This window comes from Bacteroides faecis (genome assembly GCF_020091505.1).
Lineage (GTDB): Bacteria > Bacteroidota > Bacteroidia > Bacteroidales > Bacteroidaceae > Bacteroides > Bacteroides faecis.
Map to the genome: position 1 here is coordinate 2944270 of NZ_CP081916.1, position 22769 is coordinate 2967038.

General features: G+C 36.8%; 23 protein-coding genes. 5 read left to right on the plus strand and 18 right to left on the minus strand.

All coding sequences use genetic code 11. The features are described 5' to 3' along the window. Nucleotides 1–20: 20 nt before the first annotated feature. The 3 genes from floA to K6V30_RS11270 are packed head-to-tail and all read right to left on the minus strand — an operon-like array spanning nt 21 to nt 2952. Nucleotides 21–1022: a flotillin-like protein FloA gene (floA, locus tag K6V30_RS11260; protein WP_029425387.1), complete on the minus strand. Its 1002-nt coding sequence runs from the start codon at nt 1020–1022 to the stop codon at nt 21–23. A gap of 22 nt (nt 1023–1044) precedes the next feature. Next, nucleotides 1045–1515, minus strand: coding sequence for an NfeD family protein (locus tag K6V30_RS11265; RefSeq protein WP_010537120.1), 471 nt, complete (start codon nt 1513–1515; stop codon nt 1045–1047). Between the two features lie 9 nt (nt 1516–1524). Then, a complete protein-coding gene (locus K6V30_RS11270; protein ID WP_055271386.1) occupies nt 1525–2952 on the minus strand; it encodes a tetratricopeptide repeat protein in 1428 nt (475 codons plus the stop codon). 139 nt (nt 2953–3091) lie between these two features. Between K6V30_RS11270 and K6V30_RS11275 the strand changes: the two genes are divergently transcribed. Genes K6V30_RS11275 through K6V30_RS11285 form a run of 3 tightly spaced genes read left to right on the plus strand, consistent with a single transcriptional unit; the run spans nt 3092 to nt 4463 of the window. Then, nucleotides 3092–3838: a PP-loop family protein gene (locus K6V30_RS11275; protein ID WP_029425389.1), complete on the plus strand. Its 747-nt coding sequence runs from the start codon at nt 3092–3094 to the stop codon at nt 3836–3838. A 24-nt stretch (nt 3839–3862) separates the two neighbouring features. Beyond that, the gene (locus tag K6V30_RS11280; RefSeq protein WP_055271363.1) at nt 3863–4054 is read left to right on the plus strand and encodes a DMT family protein; all 192 of its coding nucleotides are present in this window, start codon (nt 3863–3865) and stop codon (nt 4052–4054) included. 40 nt (nt 4055–4094) lie between these two features. Beyond that, entirely contained in the window at nt 4095–4463 is a 369-nt protein-coding gene (locus K6V30_RS11285) for a DMT family protein (protein WP_008021199.1), read from the plus strand. A gap of 74 nt (nt 4464–4537) precedes the next feature. Here the strand turns inward: K6V30_RS11285 and K6V30_RS11290 are convergent, their stop codons facing one another. From K6V30_RS11290 to K6V30_RS11315, 6 genes are all read right to left on the minus strand, one after another. Then, nucleotides 4538–5368, minus strand: a complete 831-nt coding sequence (locus tag K6V30_RS11290) for a ParB/Srx family N-terminal domain-containing protein (protein WP_055271365.1) — start codon at nt 5366–5368, stop codon at nt 4538–4540. 270 nt (nt 5369–5638) lie between these two features. Next, entirely contained in the window at nt 5639–6046 is a 408-nt protein-coding gene (locus K6V30_RS11295; RefSeq protein WP_055271367.1) for a lipocalin family protein, read from the minus strand. Nucleotides 6047–6622: 576 nt separating this feature from the next. Further along, entirely contained in the window at nt 6623–7258 is a 636-nt protein-coding gene (locus K6V30_RS11300) for a recombinase family protein (protein WP_224207291.1), read from the minus strand. Between the two features lie 292 nt (nt 7259–7550). Then, on the minus strand, nt 7551–8576 hold the full coding sequence (locus K6V30_RS11305) for a DUF3871 family protein (protein ID WP_055271372.1): 1026 nt from the start codon (nt 8574–8576) through the stop codon (nt 7551–7553). Between the two features lie 1001 nt (nt 8577–9577). Beyond that, nucleotides 9578–10204: a hypothetical protein gene (locus K6V30_RS11310; RefSeq protein WP_055271374.1), complete on the minus strand. Its 627-nt coding sequence runs from the start codon at nt 10202–10204 to the stop codon at nt 9578–9580. After that, complete coding sequence (locus K6V30_RS11315) at nt 10143–10343, minus strand: hypothetical protein (protein ID WP_081030954.1); 201 nt, start codon at nt 10341–10343, stop codon at nt 10143–10145. Before K6V30_RS11315 ends, K6V30_RS11310 begins: the two co-directional genes overlap by 62 nt. A 1173-nt stretch (nt 10344–11516) precedes the next feature. Here K6V30_RS11315 and K6V30_RS11320 point away from each other — a divergent pair. Then, nucleotides 11517–11753, plus strand: coding sequence for a winged helix-turn-helix domain-containing protein (locus K6V30_RS11320; protein ID WP_010536798.1), 237 nt, complete (start codon nt 11517–11519; stop codon nt 11751–11753). 639 nt (nt 11754–12392) lie between these two features. Here K6V30_RS11320 and K6V30_RS11325 read toward each other — a convergent pair. Continuing rightward, nucleotides 12393–14156 (minus strand): recombinase family protein, encoded by a 1764-nt coding sequence (locus K6V30_RS11325; protein WP_055271376.1) that lies wholly within the window; start codon nt 14154–14156, stop codon nt 12393–12395. Between K6V30_RS11325 and K6V30_RS11330 the strand changes: the two genes are divergently transcribed. Continuing rightward, entirely contained in the window at nt 14148–14441 is a 294-nt protein-coding gene (locus K6V30_RS11330) for a DMT family protein (RefSeq protein WP_259021332.1), read from the plus strand. The two genes, K6V30_RS11325 and K6V30_RS11330, sit on opposite strands and share 9 nt — an antisense overlap. A gap of 85 nt (nt 14442–14526) precedes the next feature. Here the strand turns inward: K6V30_RS11330 and K6V30_RS11335 are convergent, their stop codons facing one another. The 8 genes from K6V30_RS11335 to K6V30_RS11370 all read right to left on the minus strand — a co-directional run bounded on the left by K6V30_RS11335 (nt 14527) and on the right by K6V30_RS11370 (nt 22754). Then, the gene (locus K6V30_RS11335) at nt 14527–14670 is read right to left on the minus strand and encodes a hypothetical protein (RefSeq protein ID WP_022301454.1); all 144 of its coding nucleotides are present in this window, start codon (nt 14668–14670) and stop codon (nt 14527–14529) included. 100 nt (nt 14671–14770) lie between these two features. Then, nucleotides 14771–16150: a M18 family aminopeptidase gene (locus K6V30_RS11340; protein WP_055271378.1), complete on the minus strand. Its 1380-nt coding sequence runs from the start codon at nt 16148–16150 to the stop codon at nt 14771–14773. 208 nt (nt 16151–16358) lie between these two features. Then, nucleotides 16359–17546, minus strand: coding sequence for a radical SAM protein (locus tag K6V30_RS11345; protein WP_029425391.1), 1188 nt, complete (start codon nt 17544–17546; stop codon nt 16359–16361). A gap of 253 nt (nt 17547–17799) precedes the next feature. Continuing rightward, nucleotides 17800–18024 carry a hypothetical protein gene (locus K6V30_RS11350; protein ID WP_010537127.1) on the minus strand — a complete coding sequence of 75 codons (225 nt, stop codon included), beginning with the start codon at nt 18022–18024 and terminating at the stop codon, nt 17800–17802. A 1812-nt stretch (nt 18025–19836) separates the two neighbouring features. Next, nucleotides 19837–20844 carry an FAD:protein FMN transferase gene (locus tag K6V30_RS11355; RefSeq protein ID WP_010537211.1) on the minus strand — a complete coding sequence of 336 codons (1008 nt, stop codon included), beginning with the start codon at nt 20842–20844 and terminating at the stop codon, nt 19837–19839. 37 nt (nt 20845–20881) lie between these two features. Then, nucleotides 20882–21466 carry a manganese efflux pump MntP gene (locus K6V30_RS11360; RefSeq protein ID WP_055271380.1) on the minus strand — a complete coding sequence of 195 codons (585 nt, stop codon included), beginning with the start codon at nt 21464–21466 and terminating at the stop codon, nt 20882–20884. Nucleotides 21467–21472: 6 nt separating this feature from the next. After that, nucleotides 21473–22273, minus strand: a complete 801-nt coding sequence (locus K6V30_RS11365; RefSeq protein ID WP_032836846.1) for a DUF6048 family protein — start codon at nt 22271–22273, stop codon at nt 21473–21475. Then, the gene (locus K6V30_RS11370) at nt 22209–22754 is read right to left on the minus strand and encodes a DUF6452 family protein (RefSeq protein WP_055271382.1); all 546 of its coding nucleotides are present in this window, start codon (nt 22752–22754) and stop codon (nt 22209–22211) included. Before K6V30_RS11370 ends, K6V30_RS11365 begins: the two co-directional genes overlap by 65 nt. Between the last annotated feature and the right edge of the window lie 15 nt (nt 22755–22769).

A 22769-nucleotide genomic window follows, 5' to 3' on the forward strand; every position in this document is an offset into this window, starting at 1 on the left:
GGGTTCCGGCGTTTGGTAGACTATTTACTCAACGGCTGGTTGGTGGCACCACCAGCCGTTGGTTTGGCAATGTTTTCGCGCATTGAAGTGTCGGCTTCGATATTTTTCATACGGTAATAATCCATTATACCCAGATTGCCGTTACGGAAGGCTTCTGCCATTGCCTTAGGTACTTCCGCTTCCGCTTCGATTACTTTGGCACGTGCTTCCTGTGCCTTAGCTTTCATTTCTTGTTCGGAAGCGACAGCCATTGCACGACGTTCTTCTGCTTTAGCCTGTGCGATGTTTTTGTCTGCATTAGCCTGGTCAATCTGCAAAGCTGCACCAATGTTTTTACCTATATCGATATCCGCGATATCAATAGACAGAATTTCAAAAGCGGTCCCTGCATCCAATCCCTTACGAAGTACAAGTTTAGAGATAGAATCCGGATTCTCGAGTACAGACTTATGGTTTTCGGAAGAACCGATGGAAGAAACGATACCTTCACCTACACGGGCGAGAATTGTATCTTCTCCGGCACCACCGACCAGCTGCTTGATGCTGGCACGTACCGTTACACGAGCTTTTGCTATCAGCTGGATACCATCTTTGGCTACCGCAGTAACAGGAGGAGTATCAATCACTTTCGGGTTTACAGACATCTGAACAGCTTCAAACACATCACGTCCGGCAAGGTCAATGGCAGTTGCCATCTGGAAAGACAGTTCGATGTTTGCTTTCGATGCGGATACTAGCGCATGAACAACTTTTTCTACATGTCCTCCGGCAAGGTAGTGGGCTTCCAATTCATCGCGGGTGATGTTTTTCAGTCCGGCTTTGTGAGCTTCAATCATGCCCGGGACAATGATATACGGCGGAACATTACGGATACGCATCAGGAAGAGTTGAATCAACGAGATGTTAACGCCTGATACTTTAGCCGACAACCAAAGGAAGAACGGCACATAATGGAAAAATAGTATTAGGAAAATAATACCTCCAACAATCAGAACGATAGGTAAGTACAAAGATGTTTCCATTGATAATTATATTAAGTGAATATTATATTTTGTGTTTCTCAACCAGAATGGTGCCATCGGTAATGCGGCTTACGATAATCGGTGTTTTCTCATTAAGGAAACCATCGATGGATCTTACTTCCACGATATTACCGTTGATCTCAGCATAACCGATTTGGGCCAGACGGGTAGTGCTGATACCTTTATCGCCTACCTTTACACTTTCTTCCGCACTCCGGTCTACCTTCGAATCGATATCTTTTTTCAAAGCCAGCTTATCCAGCATTTTCGAACGCATGAACCAGATCAGTGACCCGATGCAGGCAAGAGCTGATATTCCCAGAGTAACGAATCCTCCCGCCATGCCCATATTGGCAAATGCATAGTAGTTAGCATAGAGGATGCAAGCCAATGCCGAAATACCGGCGAGGCTGATTCCGGGTATGACAAACAGTTCCACTAAAAATAGTATCACTGCAGCAATAATGAGAACGGCGATAATTAGTATGTCCATAACTCTGTATTATTTTGATTTTGTTTTTTCAGCATTGCGCACACTCACTCCGAGAGCATCCAGCTCTACATTCATTTGCAGAATCCTTTTTTCCAGATCGAGTATAGCGGGAGCCAGTTTTTCTTTTCCTTGTTGGTTGGCAGTTGCGTACTGTTGACGGAGGCCATCCAGCTTATCTTCCTGTTGCAGATAATCTTTTTCCAGTTGCCGGTAACTTTGGAAAAGTTGTTTGGCTTTAGGAGATTGGAAGTCACTCAGGAGGTAATAAGTTGTGTTGTCATCAATGACAAATTCGAAGTCAACTACACGGCGTTCCTGCGGTTTATGATTGATTGCTTCTTTCAGACGCTGCAATGCTTCTGCAACTGTATTTTCATCTTTCCATGTTTCTTTTAGCGAATGAATCTGTGCCAGACGGATCATTTGCTGCGGGTCCATCGCTTCATAGTTATAAGTCTGTTTGGATGAATTGGGAATGAATACATAGATGCAGACTTTTTCTTCGGGTTGGAAACGATCGGAGGCAAACCAACCTAGATTATTGTATTCGTCGATGACGTACATGTAATCGTTGTAAGGAGAATTGAATGGCATTCCTACATTTTCCGGTGTTAAATACGAATCTGTATTTGTGTTATAGCGAGTGACAAAGATGTCGTACCCTCCTAATCCTTCACCATCAGTTGCATAATAGATGGTAACACCGTCCGACAGTACAAACGGGTAGTTGGCATTTCCGGACTCGTTGATGCTACCGGGTAACGGACGTCCGTTGCTCCATTCATTCAGCAATTTGTTTTTGGAGAAAATGTCCAGATTTCCTCTTTCTCCCTTTTCACTATAATAGATTTTATTTCCGATTTCTGTTTCATAAACTGTTCCCGGATGATCTCCTTCAGTCTGGAAAAACTCATTAAACATGAACAACTTGCCCGACTCTTCGCTGATTTTGTACGCACTCAGGAAGTTTGCCTTGTCTACCACAAAGCTGTCGATGATACAAACATCCTCTACTCCTTTGAGCATACGCAGATCGGCTTTGCTTTTCTCCAGCAGAGCTTCGGCCTCTTCTGTCGATCTTTTGCGTTTAGTGAGGTCGGCAATATATTCCTCGAAACAGTTGACTGCATCTTCGAAGCGGTACGTATCGTTGTAGGCTTGTCCCAGATACAGTTGTCCACCGGCTACCCGTCTTTTTACGGCAGTCTCAAGATACTTGACTGCCTCTTCCGGCTCGCCGGTTTTCAGGCAGCAGACACCATACCAATAGCTGTAGTTGCCATTGGACGGTTGAGATTTGGCATATTTCTGAAATACAGGTTTGGCTTGTTCATAGTCGCCTTTTGTGAATAAGGCGCGTGCCTGTTCCAATGTTTGTGCAGATGCTCCGCCAAGGAAGAAGCTGCAAATTAAAAATAGAATATATTTTCTTTTCATTGTTTTATTCAATAATCCATGCATCAATTGTTCAAAAGTACAAATTTATTAGAAATAAACCCTTTTTCAGAGATTCTATTATGTTAATTCTTCTTTAAATCATTCTTTTCGCTTACTTTTGCAGCCGATTTTTGAAGATATGACACAATTTACGGAAGAAGAGAAGACGATCCGCCGTATTGAACGGCGATTCAATAAAGGAGTGGTGCAGTATGGACTGATAGAAGAAGGGGACAAAATCCTTATCGGACTGTCGGGAGGGAAAGATTCGTTGGCACTTGTCGAGTTGTTGGGCAAGCGGGCGCGTATTTACAAACCTCGTTTTTCCGTGATAGCTGTCCATGTGGTGATGAAGAATATTCCTTATCAGAGTGATATCGAATATCTGAAGACATATTGTGAATCTTTTGGAGTGCCTTTCGTACAGTACGAAACCTCTTTTGATCCTGCTACGGATACACGTAAGTCTCCCTGTTTTCTTTGTTCCTGGAATCGACGGAAAGCTTTGTTTACGGTTGCCAAGGAGCGAGGGTGCAATAAGATTGCCTTAGGACATCATATGGATGATATTCTGGAAACATTGTTGATGAACATTACTTATCAGGGAGCTTTCAGTACAATGCCTCCCCGGTTGGTTATGAAGAAATTTGATATGACAATTATCCGACCGATGTGTATGGTGCATGAGGCTGATTTGGTTGAGTTGGCTATGTTGCATGACTATCGGAAGCAAGTGAAGAACTGTCCATATGAATCACAGTCCAGCCGAAGCGATATGAAAGGTATTCTGCGGCAGTTGGAAGCGATGAATCCGGAAGCTCGCTACAGCTTATGGGGGAGCATGACAAATGTGCAAGAAGAATTATTACCGGATAAAATAGAATGATAATTACCCAATTAATATAATAAGATGAAAGGTTTCTATACAATTTTATTACTCATTGTATCCAATGTCTTTATGACCTTCGCCTGGTATGGTCATCTAAAGATGAAGCAGGAGTATTCTTGGTTTGCAGCTCTTCCACTGATAGGTGTGATTACCTTTAGTTGGGCAATTGCTTTCTTTGAATATAAATTGTCGAAAATACCCATGAGAAAATAGATTCAAGATTTCAATATCCTTATGTAAATAAAAAATATATATGAAAGCTGTTTATACAATATTATTGCTCATTGTGTCTAATGTTTTTATGACCTTTGCTTGGTATGGTCATTTGAAACTACAAGAAATGAAAGTTATATCTAATTGGTCTCTTTATGCCGTTATATTATTTTCTTGGAGTATAGCACTTGCAGAATATGCTTGTCAAATACCGGCAAATCGTATTGGCTTTGTTGGTAATGGGGGACCATTTTCTTTAATGCAATTAAAGGTTATTCAAGAAGTAATTACTCTTATGATATTTACAGTATTTACTATGGTTCTTTTTAAAGGAGAAACATTGCATTGGAATCATTTTGCAGCATGTATATGTTTAATATTGGCTGTTTATTTCGTTTTCTTGAAATAATTTCATGAAAAAGCCGATTACCATTTCTGATAATCGGCTATGAAATATGCGCTTTTAAACTTTGGTTACATAACCTATGGTTTTAAATGATTAAACTTTTGCTTACCTAACTCTTTATTTATTGCATCCTTCAAGAAGTTTTTTACATTTTCCTCTCCAGTCATCCCTTCGATTCTTTGTATAGTAGCTCTTGAAATTTTAGACAATGCTTCACAAACAGGCTTGTAACCCATTTCACTTGATAAGTCTATAACGACATTAATAGCATAGTTCTTAGCAACAAATTTATCTGTAAAATTAGACATAGCATCCAAAAAAGCATTAGCTCTTTCAAGCTTATACTCTATATTTACAGTTTCACCTTTCATTAGCTTACTTAATTTTTTTGAGGTAAACTTGTGCTTATCCCAACATAAAATAAGGCTAATTGTACTAATCGGAAATCCTCTTAAAGATAAGGAGTTTGCAAATTGCAAAAGTTCATCCTCTGGCTTAGCCAAAGTAGCACCTGCAATATAATCCTCACCTTTCCACCTTTCTACTTCAACATTTGCTTCTGCTAACAACTCTTTTGTTGAAGCTTTAGCATAGCTTTCAAAAAGATATATTTCTTCATCAGAAACACCATTCTCTATTGCTGCTGTATATCTATGTTGCCCGTCAACAATAACAATATATTTGTCAGCTTCTTCACTAGGAATAGCATCCCCTTTACTTGTCATTAATGAGCAACCGTCTTCAACAGCTTTTGTGCCTTTAACATACATCAATGGTACAAGTATACCATATTCTTTAATGGATGTAGTCTTAGACTTTACATTTTTATTAGACACTTGTCTGTTTCCTTGAATGAAACAAACGTTAACACCCTCATTTTTAATATCTTTTAATTTAGATATAATCATATAGGAATTTTATTTAATAAAAAATAGACGTTGTGTCTCTGTCTTAAAAAGGTTACAGGTCACGAGTTACCCCAATGGATAACATTTAAAGTGCTTTTGACACAATAAAGCGTTGCTGCTAGTGACCTTTGTTTTTAAAGTTAAGCATTTCAAAGAGCGCATATTTCGGGGTGCAAAAATACATATTATTGACAATATAACAAGATTAAGGATAAAAAAACAGCAAATGAATTTCTTCAAATGCTGTTTTCCAATAAACCAACAGGTTATTTACTGCTTAACAAAATAATCTTCACGAGCAGATGAACCTTCTGTATATGAAATGATAAGAGCAGATTCGCTAAATGACTTAACAGAACAGAATAATGTTTCATCATCTGTGTATATAAGCGTTAAAGTATTCCCCTTCTCATCATAGGAGTACTTACCATCTTCTGCTTTTTCATTTTCCACTAAATTATAGAATGTACCATTAGCTGAAAAAACAAGCCCTAATCCGCTGTCAAATCCATTTTGTCCAGGAATACATGTATGACCATCTTTTATAGATTTCGTCATTATCCACGTACCTACCAATGGAGAATTACTTTCATTTTCATCATCATCATCGCTACAAGAAGTAAAACCAGCACATAAAGTAATAATTAATAAAGTCGCAAAAAATCTAAATGTTTTCATATTCTGTAAATAATCTTTTTGTTAATAATTTAATTTGTAGTATAAGCTGCTCAAAAAATGAGTTGGCTACTTGAAAGATAGTAGCAAAAGTTGTTTTCTAATGTCTGATTCGTAGTTATATATCGTTTTATGTACCCTGTTTCCTTCAGATACTATTAAAAATTGAAAGGCGTGGAAACTATTGAATATTATCATATTGAGGCTCTGGACTGCCCAAGGTTGAATAATAAACAATAGCCCACGCCAAACGATATATAGACTATCTTAACAAGATAGGTATATAACATTGACGTGAGCGTTCTTGCCCATTATCTTCAACCTTCGAAATTGTCCAGATTCCAATATGAGATAATATCTTAAACGCTCTTCGTTAACTAATATGTCCTTTCAGTCCCAACACATTAGGTATCTGAAATTGCCACAAAGTTACGAAAAGCGTTTGTAATAGCAAGAACTATTGTTTATTAAAAGTTGAGAGCAATCTCTGCTTTGTAAATCTATGGTAGTGGAAAAATTCAAGACTGCCCATATAAAAACTAGATTTCTGAAATTTTCCACCCCACCGATACTTTATGCTTATGGCTTTATAAACTGATTTTTTATCCGTTGAACGGTGGAAATACCAATACTTTGTAGCTTAGCTATATTTCTGATTGAATAGCCTTTTCTTAGTAAAGCAATGACTTCTTTGTATTCTTCTTTTTTCTTATCATCCGTTTTGGTTGAACCTGTCTTTCTACCAAGTTTGCCACCTTTAGCAATATAATTCGCTCTACCACTATTCAAACGATATTGGATATTGCTTCTTTCGATATTTGCCATTTCTGCAAGTACTGTCACCATGATAGACTCTATTGGATTAACTTCCCCATTTGGTTGCAAAGTATATAAGCCCAAGTTCTGTATGTAAACCGATACTTTCGATTCATGCAATATATCCAAAGAGCGAAGAACCTGTAATGTACTTCTTCCCAATCTTGACAATTCAGATAAAAGTAGGATATTCACAGATTCATGTTTACAGTATTCCAGACATTCCCCTAAAACCTGTCTTTCCTCTATCTTCTTTGCACCTGAAATATGCTCTTGGAATATGTTTACTATTTCTATATCCTGTGAGATAGCATATTTCTTTAAATCCTCTATTTGTCTACTCGTGTCCTGTCTGTCATTACTTGACGAAACACGAGCATATATTACGGCTGTTTTCATTTTATTCTTTGATTAAATTGATAACATGAAAGAATGTGTTCAAACCACCTTTGCAGATTTATTTGAACACATTCCAGTTTTGAATACACAAGTAGTTAGTGACGTTTATTCGCTTCCTCAACATCCCATAAACCAACTAAAAGAATAAGTAGGATTAACGGAACACAACCTGTTATAAAAGACAATACCACCCAAAAGAGCCAAACGAGTATCTTATAATAAAACATGATTCTTTATTTTACGTAGTTAATAAAATAGGAGAATACCCATTACTGAATATTCCCCTGTTTAATCAATCAATAAACCACTTATATTTAGTGTCTCCATGCAAAGCGGCATTTATTCCTGTTGCTATTTCAGTAGCATTTACCGCTCTATCCAAGAAGCTATCTATATAACTGCTCTTGTTTGCTCCTGTCAATAAATTGTACAATTTCCACATACTTATATCATTACCCAAGCTCCCAAAATTTTCATCATTGATATATGCTTTTGCAACTGCATTTATTTGCGAATCAGTAATAAGCATTTTAGGAATATCTTTCTGATAACCTTGTGGCAATGATTGATAAAGTCTCATTCTCCCAAGTAATTGGCAAAATTGATGTTCTGTGAGATATGAGTTACCAAGTGTTTGCATTAAGTGTATGTGTTTGGCTGTGTCGTATTTGTTGAACATCTCTAATACGGCTTGATATAAATCCCTTGTATTAGTAACTTCCAAACAACTAAGAAAACCGTCTGTTGACACACACAAGTTTGTGCAAACCTTACAAATGAAGCCTATAAATACTTTAAATCGCTCTGCTCCTTTCTTTGAATACAGATTTGTGTGATTATAAGCTCTCACACCACCAATAGTAAGAGTTAGCTTATTCCCGTTCACCGTTTCGTAAATCGTAGGAATCTGAATAATAAAAGCACATCTTTCGTAGTAGATAGTCTTATCACTTTCAAGAAGTTGATTTGCAGGTTTATGTATTGCCTCTGGTATTCTCCCTTTAATAATGTGACTTACACGAATATCGGGCTTATCAATACTTTCACCACTGAAAAACGTATTTGCAGCATCATAAACAGTATCAATAAATGCAGGGTGAGGAATTGTAAGCTCATTATCTTTGGCAAATACGGGTGTAATACAATCTTCTTTCAAATGTTGCATTGTTACTTCCATTGTATTAGCTTCCAAGAAATGAGGATTCTCTTTCTTTACTTTTGGCTGTTCTTCGATAACTGTTGCCTCTTCTGCATACAAACCAAAGTTACTTTCTCTTCTTACCTGTGGCACATTGCCAATAATTTGTAGATTTCTCATAACGAATAAGATTTTAAATGATTTATAAATTGATTACGTGGATTGAAATATTTTTCATTTCTCTCCAACTACCCTAGGGCGGCGTAAAAGGGTACTCTTCACGCGCTCACATAACTTTCAATTCAGTAAATCATAGGAGAAGTAAGCTGATATATATTTAAGCTCCTGTTTTTAATGGGTAGGGGTATTATATATAAAGTACCTGTACTATATTGCGTGCTCATGTATTACTATGTACTATAATAGAAAACAGGGTATTATACTACCATATAAAGATATACTAAGTAGTAATATCAGAAATAGAGAATTGTTTATTTTTTTACTTCATTTATAATGAGTAACTTTGGGTATTCATAAAAATCAAGAACAGTCTGTTTGCCAAGTATTCTACTCCTTGAATTTTGGATAAACCAAACAGGCTATATTTGTATTTTCCCACACTTCCATTGGGAAAATTAACTCTCATATTTAAAATTGCGAACCGCTATATTCTCCGTACTTATGGAGATTTTAGCAGTTCAATAAAAAAAGCCGCATTTGACTGTTTTTAGGCGTACAGTCGCTTGCGGCTATTTTTGTATTCAGTTGGCTAGTAATACACTTTACTTATTATGCTTCCCATATCGGTCTTATTTTGTCTTATAGGAGACATTTTCCATGCTATACTCTCCAATTTAGAAAATAATATATATAACTTTTAATCTTTAAAAACTAGGATAGCCAATCTGCCACCCTGAAATATTAGTTTTATATGTATATAAAGTTCGATTTCTTTAGTAATAGGGGAAAATGTGTGGTATATTATATAATTATTACTAGACACTTTTTCCCCACCACCTTACCTATGTAAAGCTAAAAATGACTTGTGATACTGGCAACAACATTCATCTTTGCCTTACATGGAAAAAATCACTTTTATTGCATCCTATTCTACAAAACAGGTATATATAGGGGAAAAGTAGTACATTAATATATTATATAATAAAGAACATTTTTTCCCCTTACTTGGGAATTATGATATTCCCATTATCGTCTATCTCTGCTATTTTATTTACTTTCTTCGTGGGTAGTTTTTTCTGCTTGGAAAAGTCGTTTTCCAATAGAATATTTTCAGTATGTAAAGTTAAGGGAGTAGTAATTGATACTAAATCAGCGCCAACAAGTTCTATTATATACTTATCATAAGTCTTTTTATCTATTCTGATTGCTTTGATTATATTTTTCTTAATCAGCTCTATATTGCCATATTGGGATAATAGAAGTAATTGGATAAAGAAACCTTTCGTTGCTGCATCCAGTTTGATTAATGCAAACTTATTGGAGATAGTGATACATTGTTCTTCCATTGCAGGAATATGATAAATATTGCGTCTAGTTGGATAATAAAAACCATTGTCCACAAAATAAGGCTTGATGTCCAAATACTCTTTAAATTTCTTATTAAAACTGCTTAGTGATTTATCTCCACTTGTTCTTTTTAATTCATCTAAAGTAATCCTCACATTATACCAATCATCCCTTGAAAGAGACAAGCAGAAAAATCTATAAATATATGCAGGTTTGAATCTATTTAGAATGGAATAATTTACGGTTGCACTGCTTTTGCAGAATTTGGGTAGAATATTCATTAGTAGCGGATTGAATATTGTTTATAAATAGTAAATCTTTCTTCTCTTTTTCTATCTTGTAGTAATAAGCACTACCAAAGTAAATCTTTGCTTCTTTTCGATTATTAAATCGCTGTCCTGTAGGAATATGGATAATCATAGGTCATAGGTTTATTTTATAAATGATGTATCTGAATCTAATTAATGTTGTGGTGCAAAATAAATCGTATATACTTTTCCTTGTATCTTCCTTTTGCTTTTAATATAGCCATTTGAGCTAGCCCATAAGCCAACCCTTAGCTTATTATCTGTAATTCCTTGTTTTAGTGCTTTTTCTCTGATTTCTTCATAGGTGAACGTTTGCATAGTACTATTTAAAATAAACACATAGCGAAAAAGTAAATTTGGGCAAAGCGTAGCGAATTAGCTGATACAGCGTTCGTTACGCTTTGTTTTTCTATGGGGCAGAGCCAACAGAAAGCCAATATAAAGCCAAACTGCGCAAGAGTTCAGTTACCACCTCATTACTCCCGTAACGGGTGCAGATTTCTTGCTAAACAGTTCTGTTTCTGCGTTTTGCGTCGATTTGCATAGCTGTCGGTAACTCACTAATAACTAATTTTGTAACGTGGGAAGATGCAAACAAATATAAGGCTTCTATAACAGACACAACCTTTCTAAAAACAAAAGGAGAAATGTCATATTCTGCTATAGATATGTTGACAGGAGAGGGTTTTAATGAGCAATACGCCTTTAATCAAGTAGCCTATTTGAAAGCACTTGAGAGAGCTAGAAAACATCTGTCATTCCAAAACGGTCAATTGGTTTTCCTCATAAAAAACGGAAGCGATATATATATCAGAAGATTTATACAAGTTCATTTCCGAAACGTTCAATTTATGGAATGAACAATTAAAATCTGGGAATTTTGAATTAAAAAAAGATGAAAAAGGACTTTACGACTTATACCCAAAAGCAAATACAGATTTGTAGCTATGAATAAAGAAATGAACTTGGAGTACTTCAACTGTATATTACTAAATTATATCCTCTAAGATAGTCATCCCATTTGGCGAATGAAAAGAGATTGATATGTAGATTATGTAAACTGTTAATTTTTACTAATAATAGGGAGGATAAATTTTATTTAGTATTTTATTCCATTCTTAGATACAAGATATATTTATAAATTTGGGACGTTTTATAAAAAACATAACCTCTCAAAAGGATAAAAGACAAACGCTGGGATATTTACAGTGCATACCATTATTAATATAAAAGCGCTTCTCATTATCCATTTTGAAGCTATTTTATCAATTAATAAACAACAAGTATGGATAAACACATTATCGGTGAAAACGCCGGGATTTTATGGCGTTTCCTGAGCACGGACGCACACAAAAAGTGGTTACTGACAGAAGTTAAAGAAGGTACTGGATTGGACGATAAGGAATTAGCCAGTGCAATCGGATGGTTGGCACGTGAAGACAAAATCCAGTTTGAATTACAACATTTAAACGGAAAAGATAAAACAGCATATGTATATCTTATGCTAAACGTGTATTTCTAACAACAAGCCTCTGGCGGTAGCTCGCTGGGGGCTTCCTAACCTTTGCACATATAAAACTATATCGGAGTATTACACCACAAAAACAAGCTGCCAATTATTACAAGATAATATCGTGTGTCTGGTTGATTGGTATGATTCTTCCATAATGCGGACAAATCCTAGTAACAAAATGATAACGTGAACATACCACTAATATTTCAGCCCGTGAAAGGAACGAATAATTTTCTTTTTTCGCAAGTGTCTTTGTAAAATAGCCGCTGACAGTTCGTGTTTTCGGAAAAAAGATATTATATTTGCAAATGAAAGAGTTATTTGACAGCGAAGCAACGCAAAACGCTGAAATTTGTATAGTTGCTAAATCGTTACCTCTATTTTTTAAATAATTCGCTAAAAGTTTATTCTTCAATCGGTTAAGTCAAACCGATAAAAATCTAAAATAAAAAATGATGATAAAATAGTGTATCTTTTGTGTCTGTGCTATCTTATATACTATTTGTAATATATTGATACAAAGGTACTAAGTTTTTAGGGAGTGACCTAATACTAGTACCACAAACTGAAAAAAACGACTGGAAGTATTGATAATGATTATTCGTGAAGAATATGTTTCATTGGCAATCGTTGATAATTGTTTGTTTTTCATTTCCCCTTTCTGTAAGAATAATCAATTTCCAATATTCCCAAATTACCAATCTGTGGTAATTTTTTAAAATATTCTTGGATTGTTAATTGCTTAAAACTTGAAGAAATAGGATAAGAGCAACCACCAGTTTGTATACTTTGGTAATATTCTGTTATTAATTTAGTATTCATATCTACTGTATAGCCATCTGGGAGAATAGCCGCTATTGGGCTCTTCGCTGTTTTTCTTATAGCCACAATTCTTTGCATTTTGCTTTTGAAAGTAATGATATAGAATCCTTGCATCAAAGTAACTGGTAAATAAATAACTTTCTCTAAATGCTTTTTGAATAATTCTGCTCTTTCTTCATTACCTAAACTAGACAGTTCTTCTGTATCTATATAATTAATAAGACTTTCTTTGTTTGTTATAAGTTTTACTTTCTCTTTATTGCAATGGGATATTTCATCTTCTAATTTGTGAATTTTATTTTCTATAGTCAATTGTTCATCTTGTATAGCATTAGCTATGGATTGACTTTTGGCATGAATATACCTTTCTATTAATCTTTTATTGTCTTTATTTAGACTTTCTATTTCAATGTTTTTATTTTCTATTTTTCGTTCAATACCTTTTATTTCTTCATCTATTTCGTATATTTTTTGTTCAGTTTTAGCCATGAAAATGAATATTTCATCTGTATTATGGATGTACTTAAAAACATTGAATATGACTTCATTGGTAAATTGATATGATATTTCATCTTTGTATTGACAATGTATTGGATTGTCTTTAGCACTCACATCATTACATCTATAGACCATTTTCTTTATACCAGATGCATAACCTTTGTCTTTTACCATCATTCCTCTTCCGCATCTGCATTTTATAATACCTCTAAGTGTATTGAAGTAATTATTACCAGTTGAGCAAAATTTATGATTATCTTTGAGCATTTGGTTTACTCGCTCAAAATCACTTTCAGAAATAATAGGAGTGATTTTATTTTCAATAATATTGGGATTGTCTTTTCTGTCGAAGCTGTGAATTCTTCTTCTAATTCCTTTATATAAAATATTGCGAACTAATACGCTTAATAATTGCCTTGTAACAAAGTTTCCTCTAAATAATATATTTCTATTATTGAAGTATTTGGCTATTTTTCCTAAAGAATAACCCTCAAGAGCTAATTGAAATATCTTCTTAACATTGGCTACTTCTTCTTCGTTTTCGATAAGTATTTTCTTTGGTCTACTTCCATTAGGATTGTAAATAGCATTGTATCCATAAGGAATTTTAGCATCAACAACAGCATAAGGATTTTGACTTAATAACGCTTGTTTCCCTTCTTGATTTTTACGTTTTATTTCCTTACGGTCTTGTGCAGCCCTAAAAGCTCCAACAAGTAATATAATTAATTCTGTAATATCTAGTGTTGAATGAGCTTCATATACTTTACTTGGAGCATCTAGGAAAATTAGTGATAATCCATTGTATACAATATTTTGGATTATGTTTATAGTTTCTAATATTTCTTCTTGTCTACTAAGACGAGATAATTCTGAAACGACTAGTATATCTGCATCTTTACCTGTAAGCGCTTGTAGTCTTAAATAGCCAGGTCTATCGGATTTTGCACCAGATATACCAAAATCAATAATCTCTTCATTAGCCTGTAAATTATTGTTTTTACAATATTCCTTAAACTTTATTCTTTGTCTTTCAACATCTTGGTGTGTTGTGGAAACTCTAATATAGGCTATTGCTTTTTTATGGTTCATGGTAATTGCATTATATTTGGTGCAAATATAATATGTTTTCTTGTCATGGGCAAGTACGTTATGTTAAACGAATATTCTTGTCAGATATCTGCGAATCGTATCGGATTTGAGGGGAATGGTGGCCCATTCTCGTTGATGCAGCTGAAAGTAATTCAAGAGGTGATAACATTGATTATCTTTACTGTTTTTACAACCATTTTCTTTAAAGGAGAGACTTTGCACTGGAATCATCTGGCAGCATTCGTTTGCCTGATTGCAGCTGTCTACTTTGTGTTTATGAAATAAAAAGGTCTTTAGTCAATAACAAATGATCGGAGATAAAATATGGTTGATTTTATCTCCGATGTTTCTCTAATATACTTGCTTCAAATTAACTGCGCATCCAGTTGGAGCCGCAATCTCCAGAGCATCCGCAGCTATTGGCACATATTTCCCAAGTTGTGTCTTGCAATAGTTTCATCGTCTTACCATATTTTTCATTGATGGAAGATAAGTTAGTCAATTTAAAATTCATAATGTTAATATTTTAATGATTTGCCCTGTTTGTGGTAAAGGCAATTAACCTTCCGTTATAAATCATCCTTTATAAAATTGATGCCTGGCAGCAATGAATTTCAATCACGCATCAACCAAAAGCTCTTTAAAGCTCCGATTAGATTGAATAGATCAGCAGTTCCGCAACTTTCGTATGCTGAATGCATGGCCCAGGTGGAAATGCCGATTTCTACGCATTTAATCTCCACCTGTGTTTGCATAAATGCACTTATTGTACCTCCTGTTCTGAGGTCTGAATTAGCGGCGGCTTTTTGAAAAGGAATATTCTTCCGGTTGCATGCTTCTTGAAATACGGCAGAAGAAAATGCTGTTGTAGCATAATGCATATTTGCATCATATTTTATGACTACTCCTTTATTTATTATCGGGCTGCATGTTGGATCGCTGCATTCCATGTAGTTAGGATGTGCGGCAAAAGAGGTATCCAAGGATACTGCGAATGAATGGTTGATTAGTTTTATAACATCTTCCTCATTGCCTCCTATGCTTTTTACTACTTTGGTTAGTACATTTCTCAAGAGTGGAGTATCAGCACCACCTAAAGTAGAGTTTGTCTCTTCTTCGGCATCGAAAAAGGCTATCATTCTTGTTGCATCGTCCGCGTTTGCATCAGATAGTTGTATTTCCGTTTCGATGTCCGGTAGTTTGGTCTTTGAAAGTTCAGAGTTGGCGTCAGTTAAAGCCTGTAATGCTGCATATACCATCACTAAATCATCCTGCCGAGGAGTAACTATGAAGTCTGAATTCACCCCAACTAATCGTCCTTTTTCAATCGGATAGAGGTATAATTCATAATCCAGAATATCTTCTTTCGATACATTTAATTTGTGAGCCATAAGATCAAAAAGTATATTTTCACTCATATCTTTGTAGCTCATACCCATGATTGGCAACATTTCTTTTTGCTTGGAAATTATGCCTTCTGTTTTTCCTTTTGTCAAATGAAAAGCCACATTGGGAATAATCAGTATGGGATCTTCTATATCGATCAGACGTATTATTGGCTGAAAAGGGGATTTGCCTTTTAATGCAACTCTTCCGGCTAATGATAAAGGGCGGTCGAACCATGTTGATAAAATAGGCCATGTATACCCCTGAGTATTCAGCCGAATGTAGCCGTCAGAACTCACCATTTGCGCTATTGGTTTTACTTTGAAAGCTGGTGAATCTGTGTGTGCACATACCAAGCGTACTCCCTCGTCTATGACTGTTTGTATATTTGGCTCACGAGAACTCATGCAAAATGCAATTAATGCCGAGTTGTCCTGTTCGATAAAATATCTTCCATGTGGTTTTAAATCCCATTTTTCGTCAATAGACAGTGATTCAAACTTATGCTGTAAAAGTTTAGATTTTACATTCTCTATGGCGTGATATTTGGTAGGACTTTCAGATATAAAGTCGATAAAATCTTTAGCTACATCTATATGTTCTTTCATAGTATTCTTGTTTATATGTCTTATGATTGCATCCAGTTAGAACCACAATCACCAGAACAACCGCAACTGTTGGAACATATTTCCCAAGTCGTATCTTTCAGTAATTCTATTATCCTGTCGTATTTTTCATTGATGACAGATAAGTTGCTTAATTTAAAATTCATAATATTAATATTTTAATGTTTTGCCCTGTTTTCGGAAAGGACAATTATCCATTTTGAAGTTCTTCCATAAATCCTGTTTGTTCAAGAAAGGATTGTGTTTGAATGACTCCTTTGGCAGTCATTGCTAATTCTTCATTGCTAAAATCTTTTAAAGCATAATATTTTTCGGGTGTTTCCAGCATTTGGCCTATCATCCATGAACCTGCTAATGCGCGAATTTTTGTAATAATGCAAGTGTAGGGGTCACGTTTTGATATATCGCCATATGTAATATAGTTGCCACCATAGCAGGTAGGACAGATGGTCTCAAGGATACATCCCTTGCACTGCTCATCTGACAGATGACAGGGTGAAGATAAGTCAATGTCATCTAATTTCACCCCTTTCTCTTTGCTGACTTCATAAAATAAATGACAGGGAAGACACTGCCCATCCGGTGTCCAACAGCGCATAATAGTACCTGCACCACATAATTTATCGAGCATATTGTTTATGCCTGCTGCCACAGCTATAAATTTTATATTTAACATTTCCACAGGCAATATATTAGGATGGTTCAAATAATATATGGCAAGTTTCATCAATTGTTCCTGGAGTATTTGTTGATAATCTATTGCTTTCCCAAATTCGTCTTTATCCCAAGCCACTCCACAAGCAAAAGTACAATTATTGCGGCTGAAACCTAACTCATGTATATGGATAACACCTTCTGCCAGGGATTTCAGTGTACCGGGTGAAGGAGTCATTTTCACTCCCTGTTCAGGCCAGTTCTCAATAAAAAAGGGGATGTCAATCTTATCATAAGAATTTGAACGATTGCGATTATGCATTTCACGGGTTCCGTCCAAGCTTAGTCCGACAATGAATCTTTCTTTATTTTTCATGAGCCATTCTTTCACTTCATTATGTATAAGAGTGCCATTGGTTGTTGCATAACAAATATATTTTGTCGGCCACTCTTGTGCCCATAACCATTCGCAAATATCCTTAATCCGTTGAAATGCTATAAATGGTTCTCCACCATGAAATAGTATTTCGACATAATCTATTTGTTCTTTTTTAGCGCGTTCGAAAGTGGATTTTATGCCACTTTGAGCTATATTCAAGGGCATTAAATCTTTGCCTTTTATGTGCTCGTAGCAGTAGACACAATTCAGATTACAGGTCTCCGTCATATATAGAGTACATGTGCATCTTTTTAGTTTTTCATATCTGAAGGTTCTTTTCTCCATGTCTTTTATAATATGTAAAGGTCAATTGCCTCCAACAATAGCACTCGATATACCAAATACGATGAGAACCGCTATTCCGGTTCCAATTCCTCCCCAAAGTGAATGGTTGCTGATACCAACAACCAATCCTGCTATAACGGATGATAAAATAGGTATCCACACGAAACGTGCAAGTCGCCCTAGAATTTGTGCAGCAAGGAATAAGACGAGAAGTCCTCCTATAATTTCCAATATAATCATCTTAGCTGAGTTGTTATTTAGCAGGATGTGTCCAATACTTTCTTCCATCCTGACAAATAATAGTCAATTGACCGCAATCTTTGCATCGGTAAATATCTTTCGGACGGACATTACCTACCGTATCCCAATACATATCCTGATCTTCGCTGGATAAATCTCGGAAATCGATATTTGCAGTGTTATAGCTGTTGCAATGTTCGCATCGTTGTCCGCTGAAAAAAGTATTCCAGAATCCCATGATTAATATATCTATTTAATAATTCCTACTCTGTTTGGGCTTTTCGGATACTGCCATTCATTATGATTATATCTATAATGAATATCTTTGAGTGCAAACATAACGAATTATAGAATTATATATTAAATATCATGCCTCCGATTGGTTGACATGTAAACCAATCGGAGACATGATGTGCCAAAATCTTACTTCTTGAACTGTTGGCGCTGATTATTCTTGATTGTTTTTTTTCTTTATATCTTCCGAATAGAGTGAGAAGAAATCAAAATTTAGGATAGCGGATATTCTGGCAAGCATTTCTGTATCTACAGAATATTTTTCAAAAATCTTGTATACGTTTGCTCTGCTGCATGATAAATGTTTTGATAGCCAGACTACTGTCTTCTGACGTTCTTCCATTTTCTGTCTGATTTGTTTGCCGATATGAATCATAAGGATGTTGTGTTTTGCTGATAGGTCCCCATGCTCAGCAGTGTGTGTCATGTTGATGTGTATACATACGAGAAGACGTGGGAGCCTGATATCTGCTTATCCCACCTTTTAGGCTCTCGCATTGCCTTCCTCAGAGGATAAGCAACGCCAGTTAGCCCACGCCTGTATGATATACACTTCCTCTTGTCAATTGTTCATTGACAAGTATAAAATGATACAATCATACCACGTAGACGCCTTTGTTGCCTTATCTTCTCTGAGTTTTGGATTTGCGAGATTCAAAAGGTCGAAGATGAACGCATGAAAACGTCTCTCAATATGTATGTTCCATGGCATTATCTCAAATGCACAATTAGAACTTTACAAAAGTATACTTTTTCTGTTGGCGATGCAAATCTTTTCCGGGCTTTTCTTGTTTACAGGTAGTACAAATGATTTATGCTTAATACGATCCACTTCTTCCGCATAAAACTATGTCGTTTGTATTTAGAGATTTACAGTGAATTCTCCTTCGCAGCGCAGAATGACACCGGCTCTCATTTTTCTTCATTATTACGCCAAAAGAGACAAAATCCTACCTCCCTAACAAAGAACTGACACTCCGCGTTCAGCCTTTTCAGTTTCGCTCGCAAACGCCCTTGCAGAAGGGGATGCCGGCTGAAGGCACTATTTTGCAACCTGTCCCTGATAAGCTCAGGGAGGGGGGGGCAGTGGTTTCAGCCCTTTCAGTCGGGAAGACCATAAATTCGGAAGCTAATAATATCTGATTCAATAGAGCCTGTATTTACTTCAAACAGAGGTTCTATTGAGGATAAACAAAATCTCTGTTTGAGGCAAATGGAACCTCAGTTTTTTCTGAGCTATAGATCGGTTTATTCATTTAAAATAAGCTAGTATACCATCCACTTTTACCTCGGAGGTGAGTATCCTTCATCTCGGTGGTGAGTGAGATTCACCTCGGGTCTTGCGGAGTGCAGCCCGTATATAAAGTAACGATCACTCGCAGGTAGAGTAACCATAGGCAAAACAAACAAAGAATTTATGTAGGATCAAGGCTGAAAGGGCTGAAACTACTGCCCCCCCTCCCTGAGCTTATCAGAGACAAGTTGCAAAATAGTGCCTTCAGCCGGTATCCCCTTCTGCAAGGGCGTTTGCGAGCGAAACTGAAAGGGCTGAAGGCGGTGAGTACTCTGTAATAGTGTGTGGAGTAAAGGTACTGCATCTTTCATTCCAATGTTGTACATCTTCGACCCAAACGTTGTACAAGAACCGGACCACTTAAGTACTTGTCACAAGCAAGTCTTGTACTTATCGGGAAGTACTCTAATACAAGTTTGATTTATTTTGCATGGGAGTCTTACTCAGAAATAAAAGAATGCTCTATTTGAAGTATCGTTTCATACCATCCGTATAGTAAGTTTTAAATTCTCCGTTTTCACCGCTATATATAAAGTAAGCGTCAATCATTGGATTTGCTTTACAGAATTTCTCCGCTTCTTCCAGCCCCATCACCATGAAAGAGGTAGCCAAAGCATCGGCTGTCATACAGTCTTCTGCAACCACTGTAGAAGATAGAATGCTGTGTTGTACCGGATATCCTGTTCTGGGGTCGATTGTATGAGCATACTTTTTGCCATCCTTATAATAATAGTTGCGGTAGTTTCCCGAAGTAGCCATACCCACATCTGTCAGGTTGAGTATAGTCTGTATATCTTGCTTCACGGCCAGTGAGTCGTCGTAAGGCTTGTTGATACCGATGCGCCACAGGTCTCCTGTCGCATTCTTACCCTTTACCACTACTTCTCCACCTATGTCGACCATATAGTTTTTGATACCCTTCCGGTCAAGCAGATGTGCTACTACATCTACAGAATATCCTTTTGCCACAGCACTGCAACTGAGCATCGTACGTGGGTCTTGCTTGATAACCTTGCCGTTCTCTAACTTAACCTTTTCGTAGCCGGTGAATTGTAACAGACTGTCTATCATCAATGAATCCGGGAAAGTTCCTTTCTTAAATCCGAACCCCCAGGCATTGGCAAGAGGTGCTACTGTAATGTCGAAAGCTCCTTCCGTTTCGCGGGAGATTTCCATAGAGCGATTGAAGCAAGTCTGGAAGAAGCTGTCTGTTACCAGCTCTTCATTACGATTGACACGACTGATGACAGAACTGTCATTGAACGGTGACAGAGACTGATCAAAACGTTTCAGTTCCGCTTCTATCTCCGGTTTCAGGTCGTCTTTACACTGGTATGTAATTTTATATACTGTTCCAAAGACAAAACCGCTGGCAGTGTTAAAATCAGTCTTTTGATTACGCCTGGCTAATATCCAGATCGTTGCCAGGATCAGGAAAGCCAGCCAAAGGAAGCTTTTTTTTGTTTTCATACACTTTTCTTTTTTCTATAATTGGAGGAACAAGTTTCTATGATTGGAAGAATAAATGTTCTATCAATATTTTTAATCCGATAAATACCAGAATGATGCCGCCCCATAATTCTGCTTTTAATTTCCGTGCACATCCGCAGCCACATTTGATGCCGAAGAAAAGGCCGATCAGTGACATGACAAATGAGACGAATCCGATGATAAGGATGGGGGAGAGGATTTCAGTATAGTCGTTGATGCCGAGAAAGGCAAAGGAGATACCTATGGCCAGAGCATCGATGCTTGTCGCTATTGCCATCGTAAACACAACTTTCGGACTTGCCGGATTAAATGTCTGGCGACACTCCTCGTCTTTAAAAGATTCAAGAATCATGCGACCGCCCAGAAAGGCAAGAATAGCGAAAGCAATCCAATGGTCTATACTTTCTATTAGGTGACTGAAACTTTTTGCAAACATCCATCCGATAAAAGGCATGAGAGCCTGAAAAAGCCCGAATGCCAGAGCCATGACCAGCATCGGTCTCCATTGAGTACGTTTCAAAATAATACCGCTTGCAATTGAAACAGCGAAACAATCCATCGCCAAACCTATTGCAAGCAGCCAAATTTCTAGTCCTGTCATTATTCTTTAAAGAGGTAATTTGTAAATGAGGGAATAGGTAATTCCCATGTTATTTGATTTAAATTTTCCGTAGCCGGGTACATACCAAGGATTGGCGTATTCATTGGTCGAAGCATTTGTCTTGTATTTCATGCGTACAGACCAGCCCATATTGAAATTCTTATAAATGCGTACTTTGACGCCTACCACTAATTCGAACCACTGCATAGACCCCTTCATCCCCAAATGACTGAAAGGGATGCTTCCTCCCCAATAGTCGTCTTCCAGACTTGGATTTCCGATACTTCCTCCCCAAATCGGGTCATCAACCGGCATGGTAGACACATCATATTTGAATGAACTGAACGCATAGCGAAGACCTACATACAGATAGCTGTTCTTTTCTTTTTTCTTTGCCATCGTGTTATAGTCCACGCCGATCCGGAAGAATGGGGCAGCCTTGCTTTTGTAGTGTATTCCCGTTTCATTCCATGTATCTGTTCCTCCCATACCAAACTCGATAGTTGGGATGAATTTGTTTTTAAGATTGACACCTATGCTGACTTCGGAGCTCATAAAGTCGCCGCCTAACATCTTACTTCCGATGCCATATAAGTCCACGCCGACATACGTCCCATTATAAAACGGGATAGTGTCGACTACAACCTCTTTCTTCTTCTGGTCTCTTTTCTGTACGGGAGCCGGTCGTTGTTGTTGCTGTTGTGCAATTGACGGTAGTCCAATACAAAGTAGGAGCAACACACTACTCAATCGTAGGAGGTGTACGGTCGCGATACTTATAGAATATTTCCAAATTCTGAATTTCATTTGTATTGGCTTCTTTATTTAATATACGAAGTGAGTCTATTCTTTCTGAGCTATTTCTGGTATTTCCGAATCTAGTGCCGAGAATGTTTTGCTTCATCATGTATCCACATTCCATAGACTGGAAGTAAGGTGTGTTTTGTTGTACAATATATAATGTATCAACGTCGTTCGGTCTGCGTTTCGGATCGTAACGGAAAACAAATACAGTCGTATCACTGGTATATCGCAACGGCAACATCAGGGTATGCACATTTTTCTCGTTGTTGAGAATGATCGAATCTGTCCCTAATGCTGTAATAGTCAATGAGTCCAGTGTGTCTTTTACTCTGTCATCGGTTATTTCATCAAGAGTATACAATGTGCAGTACATCATAGGACGTCCTGCCAATGAACAATCATTTTCGTCCGAACACGAACTGCCGATGCTTATACATGCACCAACAATTACTAATATTAAAAAGATACGAATTAAATTCTTCATAATCTCGGTTATTGG

Bases quoted from the DNA above. Each gene is read 5' to 3' on its own strand.
- floA (WP_029425387.1), bottom strand. From the start codon at position 1,022: ATGGAAACATCTTTGTACTTACCTATCGTTCTGATTGTTGGAGGTATT.
- K6V30_RS11265 (WP_010537120.1), bottom strand. From the start codon at position 1,515: ATGGACATACTAATTATCGCCGTTCTCATTATTGCTGCAGTGATACTA.
- K6V30_RS11270 (WP_055271386.1), bottom strand. From the start codon at position 2,952: ATGAAAAGAAAATATATTCTATTTTTAATTTGCAGCTTCTTCCTTGGC.
- K6V30_RS11275 (WP_029425389.1), top strand. From the start codon at position 3,092: ATGACACAATTTACGGAAGAAGAGAAGACGATCCGCCGTATTGAACGG.
- K6V30_RS11280 (WP_055271363.1), top strand. From the start codon at position 3,863: ATGAAAGGTTTCTATACAATTTTATTACTCATTGTATCCAATGTCTTT.
- K6V30_RS11285 (WP_008021199.1), top strand. From the start codon at position 4,095: ATGAAAGCTGTTTATACAATATTATTGCTCATTGTGTCTAATGTTTTT.
- K6V30_RS11290 (WP_055271365.1), bottom strand. From the start codon at position 5,368: ATGATTATATCTAAATTAAAAGATATTAAAAATGAGGGTGTTAACGTT.
- K6V30_RS11295 (WP_055271367.1), bottom strand. From the start codon at position 6,046: ATGAAAACATTTAGATTTTTTGCGACTTTATTAATTATTACTTTATGT.
- K6V30_RS11300 (WP_224207291.1), bottom strand. From the start codon at position 7,258: ATGAAAACAGCCGTAATATATGCTCGTGTTTCGTCAAGTAATGACAGA.
- K6V30_RS11305 (WP_055271372.1), bottom strand. From the start codon at position 8,576: ATGAGAAATCTACAAATTATTGGCAATGTGCCACAGGTAAGAAGAGAA.
- K6V30_RS11310 (WP_055271374.1), bottom strand. From the start codon at position 10,204: ATGAATATTCTACCCAAATTCTGCAAAAGCAGTGCAACCGTAAATTAT.
- K6V30_RS11315 (WP_081030954.1), bottom strand. From the start codon at position 10,343: ATGATTATCCATATTCCTACAGGACAGCGATTTAATAATCGAAAAGAA.
- K6V30_RS11320 (WP_010536798.1), top strand. From the start codon at position 11,517: ATGGATAAACACATTATCGGTGAAAACGCCGGGATTTTATGGCGTTTC.
- K6V30_RS11330 (WP_259021332.1), top strand. From the start codon at position 14,148: ATGGTTCATGGTAATTGCATTATATTTGGTGCAAATATAATATGTTTT.
- K6V30_RS11325 (WP_055271376.1), bottom strand. From the start codon at position 14,156: ATGAACCATAAAAAAGCAATAGCCTATATTAGAGTTTCCACAACACAC.
- K6V30_RS11335 (WP_022301454.1), bottom strand. From the start codon at position 14,670: ATGAATTTTAAATTGACTAACTTATCTTCCATCAATGAAAAATATGGT.
- K6V30_RS11340 (WP_055271378.1), bottom strand. From the start codon at position 16,150: ATGAAAGAACATATAGATGTAGCTAAAGATTTTATCGACTTTATATCT.
- K6V30_RS11345 (WP_029425391.1), bottom strand. From the start codon at position 17,546: ATGGAGAAAAGAACCTTCAGATATGAAAAACTAAAAAGATGCACATGT.
- K6V30_RS11350 (WP_010537127.1), bottom strand. From the start codon at position 18,024: ATGGGATTCTGGAATACTTTTTTCAGCGGACAACGATGCGAACATTGC.
- K6V30_RS11355 (WP_010537211.1), bottom strand. From the start codon at position 20,844: ATGAAAACAAAAAAAAGCTTCCTTTGGCTGGCTTTCCTGATCCTGGCA.
- K6V30_RS11360 (WP_055271380.1), bottom strand. From the start codon at position 21,466: ATGACAGGACTAGAAATTTGGCTGCTTGCAATAGGTTTGGCGATGGAT.
- K6V30_RS11365 (WP_032836846.1), bottom strand. From the start codon at position 22,273: ATGAAATTCAGAATTTGGAAATATTCTATAAGTATCGCGACCGTACAC.
- K6V30_RS11370 (WP_055271382.1), bottom strand. From the start codon at position 22,754: ATGAAGAATTTAATTCGTATCTTTTTAATATTAGTAATTGTTGGTGCA.